This window comes from Pararhizobium sp. IMCC3301, from assembly GCF_030758315.1.
GTDB lineage: Bacteria > Pseudomonadota > Alphaproteobacteria > Rhizobiales.
This window is the reverse complement of record NZ_CP132336.1, coordinates 490,516-507,226: the sequence shown is the minus strand read 5'-3', so window position 1 is coordinate 507,226 and position 16,711 is coordinate 490,516. Positions and strand designations below refer to the sequence as shown.

The window sequence follows — 16,711 nt, the reverse complement described above, 5'->3', positions numbered from 1 at the left end:
TAAAGAATATGTTGCAATAATGACGTTATGTATATTTGTGAATGGATCGCCGACAATCGCAATCGCTCAAACTGCGGGCGATGTCATGACTAAAATGAACGCGGATCAAAGATTAAGCTACGTATCAGGTGTGGTCGAGGGCTTGGCCTACTCCAGATGGTTGCAGGACAAGCCAATCGCTGAAGGAATGAACTGCGTCTACGACTGGTATTACAAGGGGGCGGGTAAGGACTGGAATACTGTTGTGTCCTGGTTTGAACGCCATCCGGATAAAGGCGTTGGGCCATTGTTGTATGTGCTCATCAAGAAGGAATGCGGGGAATAAAATTGGATCAGTTAGCCGATCATTTCAGAAACAAGGACAGAAGTCTGCCAGACCAAGGCAGTCAACGGCACTGGTTTATCAAGGCGCGCCAGGATCAGCAAAAGCGGTCGGATATTGAAGGTAGAATGGATGATGACATCCTCGGCCTTGCCGCAGAAGTCGTCATGGCAACGCAGATTCAAATCGATGAATTCAAGGTCAAGCTGGATACCTATGATGAAGCCACGGTCATTGCCTTGATGGAAAACCAAGCAGCCCTGGATTTAGTCAATGCGCGACTGCAAGCCCTGCTTGACCGCGCCTATGTCATGGAAGACGGACGACGCGTTTTCAAAACCGAGGATGGCGCTCAGGTGTTCGACGAACACGGACTAGAGATCAGCCCGGATCAACTCGACTTTGACCTAATTGAACCAAGCCGTCCGAGCTGGGAGTCTTATCAACCTGATTTTGAACTCCGTAACAACTTGGATGCTGAGCGCCAAGGCATTTTGGATTTCCAGGAAAAACTCGATGCTGCGCGGGATAAGATCGCGGACGGTGAGATATCTGCCAATGACCTTGACGATCTTGATGCTGAACTCGTAGACGCCATGCCGCCATCGGTACGAGCACACGTTCCCGGTTTTGACAGCGCATCCAATGCGCCGGAGATGAAAGCTGCTTTCAGAACGGAAGTAGTTCCAGCCAAGCCGGATGGAAATTCACCGGCACATGGAAGCCAACCCCATCCGGCATTCGACCCGATGGGATAAAAATTAGTCTGCAAGCCCTTCGCTGTTGACCACAACACCTTTGGAAGACAACTCGTCTTGTGCATGCTTGGCTCTGGCGATGGCTTCCCGCACTGACCGTACCGTCCAGATGGTAGACCATAGGACGGTTTTTTCATGCATGTACTGGCCTATCCTCAAAGCGGCGATGGAGTAACCCACTGCCAGGATTGTCAAGCCGGCCAGCACCAGAATGATTTGCTCGTGAAATAACAAAAGATCGCCAAACCGGTTTGCAAACAATGTCAGGCCGATACCGACCACCGCAGCTATCATCAGCGGCTCACGGCCAATCTGCACAGACTGCACTGGTGCCAGAGCTTCATCCTTGAAGCGAGTGCGCAAGCGACGCCCGGTGACGCATATGCCGCGCCCGTCGGAATAGTAAATCGTATCGTTCGAATTGGTCATGAATTTATCCTTTCAGGGAGCCAAACGCACCGCATGTGCCAGAAGCAGCTACGGACAGGAGATTGCGGTCCATGGATTTGAGAAACGCCGGGATATGAGTGCGAAGACTTGCGACACTCAATGCCATTTTGAGGTGATTTTCGGCGAATATATTCTCAACTGCACAAGCGCAAATGCCGTTAATTTGAATATGCGAAGACCGAAACCGTTTGGGTTTCAGTTGTTCCATTTCGGTTCTGGCAATTTGAATGATTTCTCGCACATACGGCAGCCTCTCAAGACCAGATTGCTCATACATTCTGATGAGCAATTCCAGTTCTCGTTGCCGGGGATTGTCCGGCAACGGTGTTGAGGCTTCCGCGTTCTTCAAATTGGCTTCACATTGGGGAACATAGGTCAATTCCGCCATGCGGCTTTCCACGAGCGGTTGCAGCCACAACATGCAGATGAGGCCGTAGAGAAGCATGCTGCCCAAAAGGGCGGGCGGGATGATTTTGGTTGGCAGGAAGTCGAACATGAAATGTCCCTTCTATGGTCCGATTATGTGTGAGGAAACATGGCAATCACCAACCCAATTGAATTGATCTGCGCGGATAAGAGTTGGAGATTTGACAAGGATGATGATTAGCGCGGTCGGACTGGAGCTGGACAACACACAGATGCCCTCATCAGCTTCAGTTCTTGAGCTGCCGATTATTGAAAACGGCAGTGACTCTTAACAATGCTCGTGGCGGTCTGCGCAGTCAGTCCGAACTGTGACAGGGCCGCTTCGGTAAATGGGGCTATTGTCTGGGTGCCCGATTGGGAAACAGTGGCAAGTTGCAATCGGGTTGTCGGCTCACCCGCTTTTGTGTTTTCAGAGATGTAACACCACTGAGAGTTGATTTGCTGTCGCAATGTTGAGGTATATTTGATCCCGGTTATGATCTGGCCGTCACCAAATTTGACTTCGGTGAATAGCACATAGTTTTGCACTTCATCAGCTTTGGCCGTTGGCCTGGATGAGGGAACAGAAATGGATATCTGCTTCAGAAGATCAGGCAACGACCAGCCAACGCCTTTCAGGATGGAGGCTGCGACCAGAAAAAGACCTAGAGAGAGGACGGCAATAAGCGCCGTCCCCCGTGCGAAGTGTTCCAGTATACGTTTCATGAGCGGGAACCTTCCTGGAGTTCAGGTTCGTAATCCTCGGGAAGGTCCCACCATTCTTCATTATCAGGCTGAAATGTCAGTCTCTGAGGGCTTTCAGGCTGGTCTGAGACGATTTGAACGGATTCTGGATGGTTGTTGCCTTCGACCGGGTTGAGACCCGACTGTATGCCCAGGACGGACCCGCTTAACCGCTGCATTTGCGCAAATGCGTCGAGCAATTCTCCCATAGTCCAGGGATGTCGTGGATCACCTCGTTCCTCGGCATCACGATACAGCAGCGTCCGCAGGATCAGAAGCAGCAGCGGCAAAAGGTCGATTGCCGCAGCCGTAGCAAGCGCTGGAATGATTGATCTCCAATAAATCAACACTGCAGACATCACATTTGGGCGTTCAGCGGTCAGGGGTGTCACTGGCGACACGGCGATGTTGCTGGCGGCAATGGCGATATTGTCTGCCTGCTTCTGCAATCCCGAAAGGATGTTTTGGACTGCCTCCTTTTGGTTGGCGGTCGTGATGGATACGGGCAGAACAACACCAGTCGTCAGACCGGACATGTTTTGGGCAATCAATGAAGTCACGTTCTGATTGCCCAGATTGGCCACAGTCTCGTTGATGCAATCGACACTGGCGGCAACCGCGTCTCCGCGTGTATCATCCGTACCACCGCCATTTATCGAAGTGCGGAGATCAGCCAGACAATTTTGACCCTTTGTTTTCAACGCCGCAATATTGGAGGAGGCGGATGTAACCGCCTTTGATACCGCATCTATCTTGGATTTGAGTTGGCGTAGTGTCTTGGAAACACTGCCAGGACCTTTCGTTCCGGTAATCGCCCCAGATTGTTCCTCGCTAAGCGTAATGTCTTCAGTGTGCCCCGACAGAGCACTGATTTGAGGCACCAAAACCAGATAACCGCTGCTTTCATCGATGGCCTGCGAGATTGTGGTTTGAGCGCGGATGCCAATATCTCTCAAGGCCAGTTTTTGAACTTCGCCACCGACCAGCGCAATCATGTTCCAATACGCACTAAGTGCCAAAATAAAACCACATCCGACAAGGATTACCAGCCAGCCTGAAAGCTGTTTCCCGCGCCGTTTCAGCTCTGGAACGACGGAAAACGCATAAGTCCAGAACAGATAGAGAGAAATCCACACGCCGATGGCAGTGAGGGCAAAGAGGGATTTTTTCCACCAGTCCGCGTTTAGTGCGATCTGATCAAATCCTGCAAAGTTCAGTACCGCGCTAATGAAGGCCAACAGGAACAGGCTTAAATTGGTTGTTTGGGTATTCATGGAAACTATCCTTTTATGAAGTTGACAATGTTGAAGGGGAAGAAGGTAATGAGCGGGCAGTTGTTCACGCCGTAGAGGGGATCGACATGTTCCCAGCCGGACATGAGATTGAGATACAGACAGTGGGAGTAAACCGATGCCTGATGGTCACCATTCCAGCGATAGCTCATGCGCAACGCAGGGCTGCCAAACCACATCAGCAACAACAGCGGGATCATGGGAACGGCGATGACCTTTGCCAGTGCTGCCCAAAACGAGTGTTTGGTATTGCGATCGAGCACAGGGGTGGTGTTGGCACGCACGGGCGTGCGTTTTGAGAACGCCATAATGGCCTCCATTGGTCATTTAGGTTGAGGAAAGCGTCCGATTACTGACGGGCAGAGGTGAGGTTTTGAACCTCAGGCCTTGAGCGTGACAGGCAGCTCGCTCAAAGGAGGCGAGCCTGGCACTGGCGTTGCGTGATGGCACCAAGGCTCAACCATGCGATAAGAGAAGAGTTTTGCAATCAGCGGCGTATTTTGTTTGTAGAAAATTACCGCTGTATAGTCGGGCAGGCTCATGAATTCGTCGGCCCGTAGATAGGCGATGCCTTTCTCAGATAATCCAAGAGAATATTTGCCATCGCTGCCAGCATCATCGGAAATTGGAATGTTACCGCTCTCTGCCATGATGCTCTTTTGCGGTGAGCGTTTGGAATAATCTTCCGCGTCCTTGGTCGACCGGATACCCCAAGCCAGAACCACTTCGGCCTGGGTTGTGAATGCGCTGGCTTCCTTGCCATATCGCGAATAGGATTCTGTATCCTGCACATATGTGATCAGTTGCAGACCGCGAGAGCGCCCCACAAAAAGAGCGGGCAGAATTGCTGGTAACTTGCCCTCTGATAAATTCGCAAATTCGTCGGCCACTACTGTGACCCTTGGCTCAAAACTGTCAGCCTCAATGCAGATATCAATCAGTGCATTGAGGCACAGGCCTGCAAAGCTGCCGTGGGTCAGGGACTTCTCTGGTGGGATGATAATAAAGATAGTGGTGGGTTTGTCTGGTCGTTTCAAGTCCACCGGATCGAAATCGGAATACTCCATTGAGCGGCCCAACATTCCAGCAGGATCGTATAGCTGCAGAGCATCCTGAGCCTGGGTCAAAAATGATTCAGCAGATTTGGGCGAACGCTGCATCTTACCGTGGAACCGACCCGCAGCGCGTCTGATTGTGCCACCAAATTCATAACAGGTCTGCATCTGGGAGAAGAATTCCATCAGATCTTCATTTGAGCCGCAGAGCACATTGTAAAGGTACGGCAAATTACAACACAGTTCTCCGGTCTCGGCCTCGAGAATTGCGAGATAGACCAGACACCAGGTCAATATATCGCAAGCCTGGGTTCGGAAAATCTTGTTGTCACCAGAACCATTTTCTGGTTCTGGTGACAAGATATTGGCGATGCTCCGGGCCTTGTCGATCAGTTCAGGGTCTCGGCGTTCGGCATATTTGACTAAATGGCCGACCGGGTTGAAATCATGAAACGGAAGGCCGTTTTTGTTCATCAAACGCCATGGATTGATGAAGATAATATTTTGACCAATTGATTTCCGGTAAGGGCCGCACAGCCACGCAAGCTCGGCACCCTTGGCAGTACAAATGATGTTTCGGTGACTGCCAAGCGCAAAGCAGATATTTGCGGCACTCGATTCCGTCTTGCCTGAATCCGTTGGAGCGCGCACAGACATATGACCACGCCCATGCCAGTAAATGATTTTGCCATCGACAGATGCCAGCGGAATTCCGTCGCCATCTTCGTTTGAAAAACGCAGACCAATGTCTTCGGCATTGCTCGCCGTTGGAAATTTCGTCTGTCCATATATCCCGGTTGGAACTTTCATGGACTTGATCAGGCGCAACCAGCGAAATGATCCGATCAAGCCCTTAATTGTCAGAAACACACACAAAAGCGTCGCGCTACCAAATAGCCAAAGATAAAGCGGTTCTGCATCTATTGAGTTGAAAAACCGGTAGATCAGATAGAGGATCAGACTTAAGAGAGCCTGACCCCATGGTGATTGAACAGTTTGCTGAGACATAGTCTCAGTGCTCCTGCTCCTGTTCGTGAGCGTGCTGAGTCTGATCTGCGCTGTGGCCCTGCTGGTCTTTTGCAAGCACATGTCGGATTGTGGCTTCTGTCTCTCTCTCGATATTCTGCTGATAGAATGCCTCGCGTTTACTCACCATTTTTTCAGCTTGCTCTTCGATGATTTTCAAATCGGTTGAAGGATCGGCCCTGACGGATTCGGGTCGAAGCGCCTGCTCACCGATATATTTCTTGAGCAAGTCATTCTCCGCGCGCAGTACGCGGAACTTGTGGGCGCGTTGCTGGTTCTTTTTCTCGGCCTCCAGGCGTTCATCGCGTGTTGCGATGTACTCATCAGCCTTGGCGCGCGCCTCAGGAGAGGCATTGTAATACTTCTCCGCCAGTTCGTTGTTCTGGTTGAAACGCGCACTCACAGGGTCTGTCCGCTCGAGTTTTGCACCGGGACGGTCAGTTTTGGTATCATCAGACATTTGATTCACCTTATTTGATAATGAAAGGATTTTGAGATGCGCTTTGGATTTGACGACGACCGACAGGGGGCACCTCGTGACCCTGAGGATTGTTTGAAAGGGGAGGTTTTGGCTTCGCTGAGCAGCTGGACCGCCGATTTCAAAACAGTTCGGTTGGAACTGGCCTGGACGGTTCTGCAAATGTTGCTGAAACATGTCGAGCGACAAGGAATGGATGTTTATGTGGAGTTTTGCGACAAGGCCGGTGCGGAACTAAGGGAACGCTCCGATGGCCTCAAAGCCATTTATGAGGAAGATCATCGTCGCCGAATGCATTGAGATGTGTTCAAAATCCGGCGTCGAGGCGGTTCGCACTGCTAACCCTCGTGATCAATGGTGCGGAAAAGCATTTCCGCATTCTCGCTAAGGGCATCGTCCCGCTGAGCCCGGAGTTCGAGCAGGTCCGACAGCTTGACCAGAACCATAATGGGATGGTCGCCGGAACGATCAGAATTTTTGTTTGGATCGACCTTTGGCTCGTTGTTTTCAGGTGAAACATTATCTGGACTGCGAAAAGGGCAATCTCGACAAATCCGCCATTCGCCTGTTTCCGAGACATATGGATTGTTACACGCGGGGCAGTGTGGTTCTTGATATATTGAAGCCATTTTTGGACTCCTTGAGTTGGAAATTCTGGAGCTTGTCCATCATCAGGGATTTTGGAACAGATAACCGCGCACACTTGTTCTGGAATAGATCCAGCAGTGCGCCAAACATGCAGTGCCATAAATTAATCTGGCTCTGCATGATGCCATTCCTAGTCATCAGGGATGATGGTTTTGAAGTGAAGTTCCGCCGCCGCTCTTAGCGCTTGATCGCGCTGATCCAGCAATGCTCGCAGGTCAGCCAAGCCTATATACACGCATGGTTCGCCATCACGGGCAGTAAGGCATTTGGATATGGGTGATTGGGGCTCTTCTATTATTTGTCCGGGGACGTTGGAATCCAGGTAACTATGAGGTTCTTTGAAAGAAGCAGTCATGAGAGCATCCTTTTTGGCTCGTTAACTGCTTGATTAAAAACACCATGTTTTAGTCGGGTTGCAAGGTCGGGAAACTGTTTAATAGTGTCGGAAAGACAAAAAAAGAGTCGGTAAATGGCGAGTTGAGGCTAAAATTTCCGGTGAGTGATTTGGCGACAAGATTTAGAGGGTTATTTTTGGAGCTTGTGATTGAGGTTCCATCCGGCGGCCATTTTTGTAATATTCCTGCTTGGTGATTTGGCCTGTTTGTCGATCACGCTCGATGAGTGCAGGGCCATCTTCTCGATGTCGCTTTCCAAATAGATACCAGGATTCTTTATAAACGATCCCCGTGTTTGAATCTGTGTCGATTATAGCCGGACCACCAATGCGATGAAACCCGCCCTTTTTCAGTGGGGTCCTCCATTCTTCTTCTGTGACGAGGTCATTGATTTTTACAAGTCGGCTTGGTCCGTCTTCCCGTGCAGGGTGCCATGAGGTTTCATGCATGACACCATCATCATAAATCACTGCTGGCCCGTTTTCTCGATACCGCTGGTTGTTTAGCCACCAGTGCTGCGAAATGATTTGTTTATTTGCATTTCTTGTGATGACGGCGGGACCATGTTCACAATGGTACTCTCCATTAAGTGTCCAAATCTCAACAGTTCCATCAGCGTTGTTTGGTCTATGTTCGTCCGGTCCAACAGTTACTTCATACGATATCTTCATTTGTTATAGTATAACATAACATATTTGCTAAATACAAATTTTTTATGGTGACTCCAGATTGCCTAAAGTTCCAGTTGCAATTTAATTCCAATATGTTGAACTATTAGATATTGAAACATTATGAAAATTGATATGCGAAATGGCCTATGATTTCTACTACGGTTTTGCTGAAGAAAATAAGGGTAATAAGGATTTTATCAGCAGTCTAAGAGACTTGATTAAACAAATTCGACATGAAAATGAAGAAGAAAAAACGGTCAGGGATCAAACTATTTATGAGCAAATCTCTCAGATAAATGCTTTGAGAAAGCGGAATGAATTAAAGTTTAGTAAAGCATTTCACTTTGAGATTGATCGTGAAAATGACAGAAATTTGCGGCTTATTAAGAAACCTCAACAAGGTTATACGAATACGATAACTTATAGTTTTATAGGTGAAATAAGAAAAAATCGGGCGAATATAGTCCAAACAGCGCTTGCATTGGAGTTTTTGGCTCGCTTTCACGCAGAAAAACTACGTCAGTTGTTTGAGAACAATTTCCAAAATTCTCCTCCCGATGAATTTTGGCACTTTCTTCCGCTCCCTGTCATTTCGAAAAAAAACACAGGTTTTAACAAAGGCAAGGATTCTCATCCACCATCCTCTGAACCACCTCTATACCTGCCAGAACAAGAAACCTTAAGCCAAGACAAATCCAACTGGCTTGATCCGACTGTTGTTGATGCGCTTCCGTTCGTTGGGCGGGATAAAGAAATGAGAACACTCAATGACTTTGTTCTCAAAGAGCAGGGTTTCGGTGTTTGGGCGTTGTCCGGTCCATCAGGTGCTGGAAAAACCCGCTTGCTTAACCACTGGCTACATGAATTCTCTGAGAAGAGCGCTTTCAAATCTGATGGAAAGCGTATTTGGAATTTTGGTTTCCTAAATCAAATTGTCAAAAGCAATTGGAACGGTGATTGGAGTACTTGGGAACCTGAGTTTTCGACACTGATTGTGATTGACTACATTCATCTGTTCACAGCTGATATTCGGTCCCTCTTTGCACGCTGGGGCGGATCTGCGAATACTCTACCCCCGAAAAAATCCGTCAGGCTGTTATTGGTTGATCACATCTTCCCGGACAATCTAAATGAGCTAAGACGCGATCCACGATTTGGCGGTATCATTGATAGTCACGTTGACCTCAATAAAAAGCGAAAGCTTTTTTTCAATGAACGACCGCTTTTTCTGCAAAAAGAGCAGCAATCTGAGACTGATCTTCAATCGATTATCTGTCGTGCCTCCGACATATTCCAAGCGGACGGTGAAGATAAATCGCTCGATAAAATTAATCTCAAGGCAGCAATAGAACATTTGGAAAATACTGAGGGTGCGTGGTGCCCGCTTTTCGCAGCACTCAAGGGGTACGCCATCGCCAAAGGAGAATTGTCAGATGCGTTTGGCAACAGACGCGATTTGATAGATTATTACCTGGATTCATCGAACCGCTTGCCGTGGAAAAGCCTTCCGGAAGGCATGAATCCGGACGAACACGGAGAGTGGATTGGATGTCTGATTGCTGCTGCTAGTGCGTTACGTGGCGTAAGCTATAAAAAACTCTATGCGCAATTGCCTGATGCCGTGCAACGGGATTTACACAAACACTCTGATGCCATCCTAGCCTATTCGTGTGCGCTAATATCTAAACCTGACACGCAAAATATAGGTGCCTTTGAGCCCGATATTATTGGCGAGTCTTTTTTTCTACTGGTGCTGAAGAAGGTTGTTGGCTGGTCGGTTTTGATGGATGCCTTCATCGCATTGCTCTGCGTGAAAGAAGGCGCAAAAAAAACTGAAAAGAATGCCGAAGAATTTCTGGAGTTTATACGTCGGATGCGGCGCAATCTCGCAAAAGACACGACGCTAGACGTATCTAGAGAGCAATACAGAACCGATCTGTTTGAGTTACTACAGCCGGCTCTTTATCCAAAAGAGTCTTCAATGCGAGGTGCTGTTGCTGTCTTAATGACCGATCTATTTGAGCAAAATACTGAAAACGACTTCCAGCATGTGGTGAGTGATCGGTTGGAAATTGAATATTTTCAACCGTGTGCGCGTAGCAGAATTTCTGGAGATTTGCGAGTAGCGTTGATTACCTACTGGGAACAGGTAGATGAGGAATTTCGGTTAAATCCTGACAATCAAAGTCATGCCCTGAGCTCGTATTTGGGGTTTGAAATGCAAGCTGTTTTGCAGAAAGGGTTAATCACAGTAGCTAATTTGGATGCTATATCCACCATCAAATTGCTGACGGAAAGCGGTAGGTCAGAATTCGATGTTAATTTTGCTGATAGTGAAGGCGTAACCGCACTGATATCCGCCAGTTTGAATGGTCATACGGCAACCGTCCAATTGCTGTTGGAAAAGGGAGCTGAGATCAATCAGGCCACAACCAACGTCGGCGCAACTGCGCTGATGGCGGCCAGTTTGAATGGTGATCCGGCAACCGTCCAATTGCTTCTGGAAAAGGGAGCTGAGATCAATCAGGCGACAACCGACACTGGCATGATCGCGCTGTTCGCCGCCAGTGAGAGTGGTCATACGGCAGCTGTCCAATTGCTTCTGGAAAATGGAGCTGAGATTAATCAGGTGACAACCGACACCGGCGAGAACTCGTTGATGGCGGCCAGTAAGCATGGCCATAGGGCAACCGTTCAGTTGCTGCTGGAAAATGGAGCTGACATCAATCAGGCGACAACCAACATCGGCGCAACCTCGCTGATGTTGGCCAGTTTGAATGGTGATCCGGCAACCGTCCAATTGCTTCTGGAAAATGGAGCTGAGATCAATCAGGCGACAACCGACACTGGCTGGACCGCACTGTTGGCCGCCTGTGCGAGTGGTCATACGGCAACCGTACAATTGCTTTTGGAAAATGGAGCGGACATCAATCAGGCGACAACCGACACTGGCTGGACCGCACTGTTGGCCGCCTGTGCGAGTGGTCATACGGCAACCGTACAATTGCTTTTGGAAAATGGAGCGGACATCAATCAGGCGACAACCAACATCGGCGCGACCGCCCTGATGTTGACCTGTGAGAATGGCCATATGGCAATAGTGCAACTGCTGTTGAATGAGGGAGCCGAGATCAATCTGGCGACAACCGACACTGGCTGGACCGCGCTGATGGCCGCCAGTTTGACTGGTGACACGGCAACCGTACGATTGCTGCTAGAAAACGGAGCTGATACCAATCAGGTCAGAACCGACACTGGCGTGACCGCGCTGATGATTGCCAGTTTCAATGACCACACAGAAATAGCGCGCCTCCTATTTGATCATGGTGCTCAAATAAATATGGTCGATACAGAAGGTAGCACTGCATTAGACTATGCAGAGGTGGAAGGAAGCAAGGAGCTCATTGCTTTACTTCTCAGGTCAGGCGCGAACCGTGGTTCACAGCTTTAGCTGGTAATTTTGTATTCCGCATTGCTTGACCTTAACACATTTCCGGTTGCAAATGACCGCGATTATTGGACAGTTCCGTGTGGAATTTTTCGTGTCGGCGCTCTTCCACTTGATAGTCCAGCGTCATTTCTTTTTCTCGTTTTCTTGCCAGTTTTCGCGTCAAGGCACGCATGTCTTTGAATGCGTCATGTCCCGCATAAAGTTTTGCGCTCTCCCTATGGCGTGAAAGAGCGACATAGGTGAGATTTCTATCCATGCTGGGTGCTGCGAGAACGAAAGCACTGTCGACCGTACAGCCCTGGCTTTTGTGGATGGTGGTGGCATAACCATGATCAAGGGCGGCATAGTCATGCAGATTTATACTAATTGATCTGGCATTTGAATTCTTTTCCTGATCATCAAGTCGAATTGTCAGTTTGTCACCATCCATGTGCAAAAGCGTGCCGAGCGTGCCATTTTTTACGCCCAGAGCATGCTCATTTTGCGTGAAGAGAATGCGATCACCACTGGCAAAGCTACGTGTGCCATTTTCGGTTTCAATGATTGTTTCATTCGCAAGTTTACCCCGATCTTTCCAACGCTGGCGAATTGACTCATTGATCGTTTTTACATCAGCCCGGCGATGCGTCAGCGCAATGCGTGTTGCAGAAGTCTCGCCAAAATCACAATCCGCCATATAGTCTTCCACTAATTCAGCAATGGCATTGTCGCTGTTTTGCGTGAATGTAATAGCGGCGTGGGTATCATAAGAATGCAACGCTTCCGCCACCGAACCACGGGCTAAATTCAGTGAAGCTTCACACTGCCAGTCAACGCGTTGTCTGCGTATATGTTCGAGTTCAGCAAAGCCGATGCGTTCAGAAATGGTGCGAAAAGGCGCACCGGCACCAATAGCTTGAAGCTGAGCCGGATCACCAACAAGTACAAGTTTCGCGCCTTTTGATTTGGCATGGGCGACAAATCGCGCCATTTGTCGTGACCCAATCATCCCTGCTTCATCTATAACAAGAACATCGTTTTCGCTAAGCTCATGACGCCCATTGCGCCAACTCATTTCATAAGAAGCAAGCGTGCGACTTTTGATGCCGGAGGCATTTTGGAGGCCATCAGCAGCCTTTCCCGCAAGCGCCGCCCCTAACACACGATATCCCTGAGCTTCCCATGCGTCCTTTGCCGCTGCAAGCATGGTGCTTTTACCAGAACCAGCCAGGCCAACAATTGCAGAAATTTGTTCTTTGCCTGTGATATGGCTGATTGCTTCACTCTGCTCATCACTGAGTGATCCCCTGACCGTTTTTTTAAGCTGTGTGTTTTGGTGTTTGATGGCTTCGGCAATCAGCCGCGGGTGAACCGCATGCTTGTCGCTGTCGGCCATAATTTTGACTGTGTGCACCATTCCGTGTTCCAGGTTGACCTGATCGTGGGTTGAATAACGGATATTTGTTTGTCTGTTTTCGCCATCTGTCAGGCCAACAAGATGAGCGGAGTTCATAATGGCGGATTTGGTCGCCTGCCGATCAACCATATCTGGAATGTATTTGCCCAAGTAACTCTCAATGTCTTTTTCGCTGAAGACACTTTTTTCCTTGGTGATGATATCCAGCAGCGTTTCAGGCTTTTCATGAATACGTTTTGCTATGTCGGCAATATCGGGATTGTGACACGCAGAGCCAATTTTTGCGGCTAAGTCAGCCCGACCAATTTCCTGATGCTTCGATAGGCGGTCGATATGCGTCTGTAGCTGTTGTCTTTCACCCTTGTGACCTTCAATAAGTTCTTGTTGTTCCAAACGATCACGCGCGGCGGTGCTTTCAAGAATGGCTTTGTTCTCAGCAATGAACTTTTGATGATTTCCAGTTAGACGATCCCACAGACCGCGAATACCCGTGTTCAGTTTCAGGCTACGGGCCTTGGCTTCTTCTATCCGCCGCGATTGTTGTATGGATTTAAGATCGAGCCGTTCTAATCGTTGGCGTTCAACAATCCGTTGGCGTTGTTGCTGCAAGCCATCCATCTGATCGGCATAATTGGTTTCGGCGGCTTCCGCTTTATCGCCCTGTGCGCCATCAAATGTGGCACTGATTTCTGTCAACCGCTCTTCAATGGAAGGCAGCGCACCTGGTGTACCAAGGCGGGTTTTTAGCTCCTGGGGTTTAACGCCCAACCATCGGGAGAGAGAATAGATAGTGCCTTTGTGGTCAATCGCTACAAAACTGCGCTTGTCACCGCGTGCTAACCAAAAGCCTTGTTCTTTCAAGGCGGCTTCAAAAGATACCTGATCATCCGACCGTGCCCAACAATCGCGCATTATTGATTTAAGGGCTTTTGGGTCGCGTTTGGCACGCTTGGACGTTTGCCATTCCTCCAGCCCGAAATTCAAAGGATCGTTGATGATACGATCGGTGAACCCATCCGGCATATCCCACCCATGAGATAGATAGATTTCTCTGCCCAAGGCATTTAGCCGCTCCTTATAGAACGATAGAGTGATGGCCCTCAGCTTTTTTGTATCAATGCGAGATACAACCAGATGGGCATGTCGTCTGCCGTTCTTCTCATGAAAAATGATTACGTGAGGCTGATCTGCCAGTCCCAACCGTTCCATTGCCTGATCTATCACCGCTTCAAAATCCTCAACCCTCACCATTTCGTTGGAGGGTGGCGACAGGGACAGGGAGAACAGAAATTTCTTGCAGTTCGTCGCTTTACTAATGGCATGAATTTCTTCAAATGCCCCATGCACATCATTGGCGATAAAACCTTGAAGGCGATGCACATCCACATGATCATTATCCATCACGTTCAAAAGATGGTCTGCTAACTGGCGGGCATTACCGCGTTCGGAACCTTTTAAAATCATGTGCCTTTGCCCTCCTTGTTTGAGGAAGGACGCAAACCAAGTGCTTTCATCAGCGATAAGCGCATGGAACTGATTTCAGAACAGGCGCTATCCACTTGATCAAGCACATCTGGAGACAAAGGCAACAAGCCAAGCTGCGCGGCTTCTGCTAAATCCTGCAAGGATTGCAAAGCAGAAGTTTCGCCCAGTTTCGCCAATATCTGTGCGAGTAATCTTTGACGCTCCAGAGGCGACAAGCGCAAAGAGTGGCTGTAATTCTCGGTTAAACCATCATGTTCAATCGAGCCAAACAATCGGCCACGGACAAAATCACTGAGCCGCAAATCGCCTGCCGCATCCAAAAGCGCCCGCCGTTCCTCTGGCGTCACGCGCACAGAGAGGGGCGAACACTTTTCAGCGTTCTTATTGTGTTTGTTGTTTGTCATGATGAGTGTGCCGGATCGCGAAAGTTCCATAGGGGCGCATCAGCGCCGCACCTACAGATCAATCGGGATCAAATATGGGTTTAAATGTGTAAGAAAACAGAGGCGGTTTCACGCCCCGCCATCCAGGATAACGCTATCGTCTATTCCCGGGAGTGGTTTTAGTTGTGGGTAGAATTGCCGCAAAAAATTCTAGTTTTCCGGCGGAGATATGTTCTTTAGAACATCATCCCACCGAGTCAATTCGTCAAATAATTGGTTCGAATTTAGTACTTCAGAGCCAGCCAACTTTTTCCATGATTTAGCAGCCAACTTCTTGCGCATTTTCTCCGCAAGTTCGGGAAAGCTTTGGGAACCGGAACGGCGTTTCTCAATTCGGTTAGACTTCCGAATTATCCGGGCCTGACGCAAGCATGTCCTCATCTTCAGGCTGTTCGGAATCTGTGAGGCGGCATCCAGAGCTAAACTTCTGTGTCAGATCAAATTCCATTCCTTCCGGCTTGCAGGACGGGGTCCAGAAACTCGGGAACCAGTTCTGCGCTCTGGCGTTGCCCTTTAGCGCTGTTGCGCGGACGATCAATACGCATAATGAGGGACCACCATGCCAGAAAACTTTGCCGAAGGACTGAACGATAATACACGCCAAAAGATGATTGGCCTTTTGAACGAGCGGCTGGCAGATACCATCGATCTCACCACAGCGGTCAAACAGGCCCACTGGAATCTCAAGGGTCCGGGCTTTATCGGCGTGCATGAATTGCTCGACGTCGTCGCGGATCATCTGCGCGAATGTGCCGATCTGATGGCGGAACGGGCTGTTATTCTGGGCGGCTTTGCCAAGGGCACCATACAGATCGTTGCCAGCGAAACCACTCTGGAGCCGTATCCCACTAACATCGTCAAAATCAAAGATCACGTCACTGAACTGACAGAACGCTTCCGGCAGCTCGGCAAATGCTTGCGTGATGCTATCGAGACCGCTGGCGAAGCCGGTGATGAAGACACAGCGGATCTGTTTACCGGGATCAGCCGCACCGTGGACAAGGATGCATGGTTCATCGGCGCCAACGCGCAGCCGAAATAGAAGGCGAGCAGACGCCGGGCACAGGCCATATTGGGTTCGGGCCAACTCACCTTCGCAACGCAAAGGAAAACATGACATGACAATGAGAGAAACCAGTAATGTGGTCGATCCGATTGATGTTCAGATCGGAGGCGATGGCGATTCCAGCGGCATGGGCCGCAGCCTCACGGCCGACGACATGAATGCATTGCTGTATTCCAGTGAGCCGCTGGAAACGCGGCGCGCACAATTGCTGGAACTGCGCGATGAGTTGCGCGCGCGCGTCAACGTTGATCTGGGAAACGACCATGTCGACTTGCTGCGCTCAGTGGAGGATGCGCTGGCGCAACTTGATGATGGCAGTGCGGATGAAACTGGATCGCGCGAAACGCTGGGCATGGATAGTGCGTCGCGTTCCGATGGCCAGGCTTTGGACGAACAGGAACCGGATTAGGACTTTTGCCGGTTCGCTATGTGCCGGAAGGTTGCGAGGAGACCGGACATCGCGCGGTAAATCTGGATCCTCGGAACAAGTCCGAGGAAGACGGGTTTGGTGCGAGGCCGACGGGATTGGGTTGAGGATGGCGGGAATTGGTCTGAGTAGGAGGGGATTGGGAAGAATTCACGTTTCCGGTCTTTCCTGGCACCCCTCCAGCGTCGTCCTCGGACTT

The 16,711-nt window shown here is 49.5% G+C and carries 18 protein-coding genes; 6 read left to right on the top strand and 12 right to left on the bottom strand.

The annotated features are described in order from the left end of the window. The first annotated feature begins 85 nt into the window (after nucleotides 1–85). Both RAL88_RS02290 and RAL88_RS02285 read left to right on the top strand, forming a co-directional pair. Entirely contained in the window at nucleotides 86–325 is a 240-nt protein-coding gene (locus tag RAL88_RS02290) for a hypothetical protein (protein ID WP_306267003.1), read from the top strand. A gap of 2 nt (nucleotides 326–327) precedes the next feature. Further along, nucleotides 328–1,080 carry a hypothetical protein gene (locus tag RAL88_RS02285; RefSeq protein ID WP_306267001.1) on the top strand — a complete coding sequence of 251 codons (753 nt, stop codon included), beginning with the start codon at nucleotides 328–330 and terminating at the stop codon, nucleotides 1,078–1,080. 3 nt (nucleotides 1,081–1,083) lie between these two features. Here RAL88_RS02285 and RAL88_RS02280 read toward each other — a convergent pair whose 3' ends face one another. The 7 genes from RAL88_RS02280 to RAL88_RS02250 all read right to left on the bottom strand — a co-directional run bounded on the left by RAL88_RS02280 (nucleotide 1,084) and on the right by RAL88_RS02250 (nucleotide 6,512). Further along, nucleotides 1,084–1,509, bottom strand: coding sequence for a hypothetical protein (locus tag RAL88_RS02280; RefSeq protein ID WP_306267000.1), 426 nt, complete (start codon nucleotides 1,507–1,509; stop codon nucleotides 1,084–1,086). A 4-nt stretch (nucleotides 1,510–1,513) separates the two neighbouring features. Next, the gene (locus RAL88_RS02275) at nucleotides 1,514–2,026 is read right to left on the bottom strand and encodes a hypothetical protein (protein ID WP_306266998.1); all 513 of its coding nucleotides are present in this window, start codon (nucleotides 2,024–2,026) and stop codon (nucleotides 1,514–1,516) included. A gap of 176 nt (nucleotides 2,027–2,202) precedes the next feature. Continuing rightward, the gene (locus tag RAL88_RS02270) at nucleotides 2,203–2,661 is read right to left on the bottom strand and encodes a hypothetical protein (RefSeq protein WP_306266997.1); all 459 of its coding nucleotides are present in this window, start codon (nucleotides 2,659–2,661) and stop codon (nucleotides 2,203–2,205) included. Then, on the bottom strand, nucleotides 2,658–3,953 hold the full coding sequence (locus RAL88_RS02265) for a hypothetical protein (RefSeq protein ID WP_306266995.1): 1,296 nt from the start codon (nucleotides 3,951–3,953) through the stop codon (nucleotides 2,658–2,660). The genes RAL88_RS02270 and RAL88_RS02265 overlap by 4 nt, the downstream gene beginning before the upstream one ends. Before the next feature lie 5 nt (nucleotides 3,954–3,958). Beyond that, a complete protein-coding gene (locus tag RAL88_RS02260; protein ID WP_306266993.1) occupies nucleotides 3,959–4,279 on the bottom strand; it encodes an amino acid transporter in 321 nt (106 codons plus the stop codon). A gap of 72 nt (nucleotides 4,280–4,351) precedes the next feature. Next, entirely contained in the window at nucleotides 4,352–6,109 is a 1,758-nt protein-coding gene (locus RAL88_RS02255; protein WP_306266991.1) for a type IV secretory system conjugative DNA transfer family protein, read from the bottom strand. Beyond that, nucleotides 6,039–6,512 (bottom strand): hypothetical protein, encoded by a 474-nt coding sequence (locus RAL88_RS02250; protein WP_306266989.1) that lies wholly within the window; start codon nucleotides 6,510–6,512, stop codon nucleotides 6,039–6,041. The genes RAL88_RS02255 and RAL88_RS02250 overlap by 71 nt, the downstream gene beginning before the upstream one ends. A gap of 36 nt (nucleotides 6,513–6,548) precedes the next feature. Between RAL88_RS02250 and RAL88_RS02245 the strand changes: the two genes are divergently transcribed. Then, the gene (locus RAL88_RS02245) at nucleotides 6,549–6,830 is read left to right on the top strand and encodes a hypothetical protein (protein WP_306266987.1); all 282 of its coding nucleotides are present in this window, start codon (nucleotides 6,549–6,551) and stop codon (nucleotides 6,828–6,830) included. A gap of 38 nt (nucleotides 6,831–6,868) precedes the next feature. Here the strand turns inward: RAL88_RS02245 and RAL88_RS02240 are convergent, their stop codons facing one another. From RAL88_RS02240 to RAL88_RS02230, 3 genes are all read right to left on the bottom strand, one after another. Further along, on the bottom strand, nucleotides 6,869–7,159 hold the full coding sequence (locus RAL88_RS02240; RefSeq protein WP_306266986.1) for a hypothetical protein: 291 nt from the start codon (nucleotides 7,157–7,159) through the stop codon (nucleotides 6,869–6,871). Nucleotides 7,160–7,308: 149 nt separating this feature from the next. Beyond that, entirely contained in the window at nucleotides 7,309–7,533 is a 225-nt protein-coding gene (locus RAL88_RS02235; RefSeq protein ID WP_306266984.1) for a hypothetical protein, read from the bottom strand. A gap of 162 nt (nucleotides 7,534–7,695) precedes the next feature. Next, nucleotides 7,696–8,244, bottom strand: a complete 549-nt coding sequence (locus tag RAL88_RS02230; protein WP_306266982.1) for a hypothetical protein — start codon at nucleotides 8,242–8,244, stop codon at nucleotides 7,696–7,698. A 139-nt stretch (nucleotides 8,245–8,383) separates the two neighbouring features. Between RAL88_RS02230 and RAL88_RS02225 the strand changes: the two genes are divergently transcribed. Beyond that, on the top strand, nucleotides 8,384–11,695 hold the full coding sequence (locus RAL88_RS02225; RefSeq protein ID WP_306266980.1) for an ankyrin repeat domain-containing protein: 3,312 nt from the start codon (nucleotides 8,384–8,386) through the stop codon (nucleotides 11,693–11,695). Nucleotides 11,696–11,726: 31 nt separating this feature from the next. On the opposite strand, the gene traA is transcribed toward RAL88_RS02225, so the two are convergent. Both traA and RAL88_RS02215 read right to left on the bottom strand, forming a co-directional pair. After that, a complete protein-coding gene (gene traA, locus RAL88_RS02220) occupies nucleotides 11,727–14,555 on the bottom strand; it encodes a Ti-type conjugative transfer relaxase TraA (RefSeq protein WP_306266979.1) in 2,829 nt (942 codons plus the stop codon). Next, complete coding sequence (locus RAL88_RS02215; protein WP_306266977.1) at nucleotides 14,552–14,980, bottom strand: hypothetical protein; 429 nt, start codon at nucleotides 14,978–14,980, stop codon at nucleotides 14,552–14,554. Before RAL88_RS02215 ends, traA begins: the two co-directional genes overlap by 4 nt. A gap of 598 nt (nucleotides 14,981–15,578) precedes the next feature. Here RAL88_RS02215 and dps point away from each other — a divergent pair. Continuing rightward, on the top strand, nucleotides 15,579–16,061 hold the full coding sequence (gene dps, locus RAL88_RS02210) for a DNA starvation/stationary phase protection protein Dps (RefSeq protein ID WP_306266976.1): 483 nt from the start codon (nucleotides 15,579–15,581) through the stop codon (nucleotides 16,059–16,061). Nucleotides 16,062–16,137: 76 nt separating this feature from the next. Then, nucleotides 16,138–16,494, top strand: a complete 357-nt coding sequence (locus RAL88_RS02205; protein ID WP_306266975.1) for a hypothetical protein — start codon at nucleotides 16,138–16,140, stop codon at nucleotides 16,492–16,494. Nucleotides 16,495–16,711: the final 217 nt, after the last annotated feature.

Bases quoted from the DNA above. Each gene is read 5' to 3' on its own strand.
- RAL88_RS02290 (WP_306267003.1), top strand. From the start codon at position 86: ATGACTAAAATGAACGCGGATCAAAGATTAAGCTACGTATCAGGTGTG.
- RAL88_RS02280 (WP_306267000.1), bottom strand. From the start codon at position 1,509: ATGACCAATTCGAACGATACGATTTACTATTCCGACGGGCGCGGCATA.
- RAL88_RS02275 (WP_306266998.1), bottom strand. From the start codon at position 2,026: ATGTTCGACTTCCTGCCAACCAAAATCATCCCGCCCGCCCTTTTGGGC.
- RAL88_RS02270 (WP_306266997.1), bottom strand. From the start codon at position 2,661: ATGAAACGTATACTGGAACACTTCGCACGGGGGACGGCGCTTATTGCC.
- RAL88_RS02265 (WP_306266995.1), bottom strand. From the start codon at position 3,953: ATGAATACCCAAACAACCAATTTAAGCCTGTTCCTGTTGGCCTTCATT.
- RAL88_RS02260 (WP_306266993.1), bottom strand. From the start codon at position 4,279: ATGGCGTTCTCAAAACGCACGCCCGTGCGTGCCAACACCACCCCTGTG.
- RAL88_RS02250 (WP_306266989.1), bottom strand. From the start codon at position 6,512: ATGTCTGATGATACCAAAACTGACCGTCCCGGTGCAAAACTCGAGCGG.
- RAL88_RS02245 (WP_306266987.1), top strand. From the start codon at position 6,549: ATGCGCTTTGGATTTGACGACGACCGACAGGGGGCACCTCGTGACCCT.
- RAL88_RS02240 (WP_306266986.1), bottom strand. From the start codon at position 7,159: ATGGCTTCAATATATCAAGAACCACACTGCCCCGCGTGTAACAATCCA.
- RAL88_RS02235 (WP_306266984.1), bottom strand. From the start codon at position 7,533: ATGACTGCTTCTTTCAAAGAACCTCATAGTTACCTGGATTCCAACGTC.
- RAL88_RS02230 (WP_306266982.1), bottom strand. From the start codon at position 8,244: ATGAAGATATCGTATGAAGTAACTGTTGGACCGGACGAACATAGACCA.
- RAL88_RS02225 (WP_306266980.1), top strand. From the start codon at position 8,384: ATGGCCTATGATTTCTACTACGGTTTTGCTGAAGAAAATAAGGGTAAT.
- traA (WP_306266979.1), bottom strand. From the start codon at position 14,555: ATGATTTTAAAAGGTTCCGAACGCGGTAATGCCCGCCAGTTAGCAGAC.
- RAL88_RS02215 (WP_306266977.1), bottom strand. From the start codon at position 14,980: ATGACAAACAACAAACACAATAAGAACGCTGAAAAGTGTTCGCCCCTC.
- dps (WP_306266976.1), top strand. From the start codon at position 15,579: ATGCCAGAAAACTTTGCCGAAGGACTGAACGATAATACACGCCAAAAG.
- RAL88_RS02205 (WP_306266975.1), top strand. From the start codon at position 16,138: ATGACAATGAGAGAAACCAGTAATGTGGTCGATCCGATTGATGTTCAG.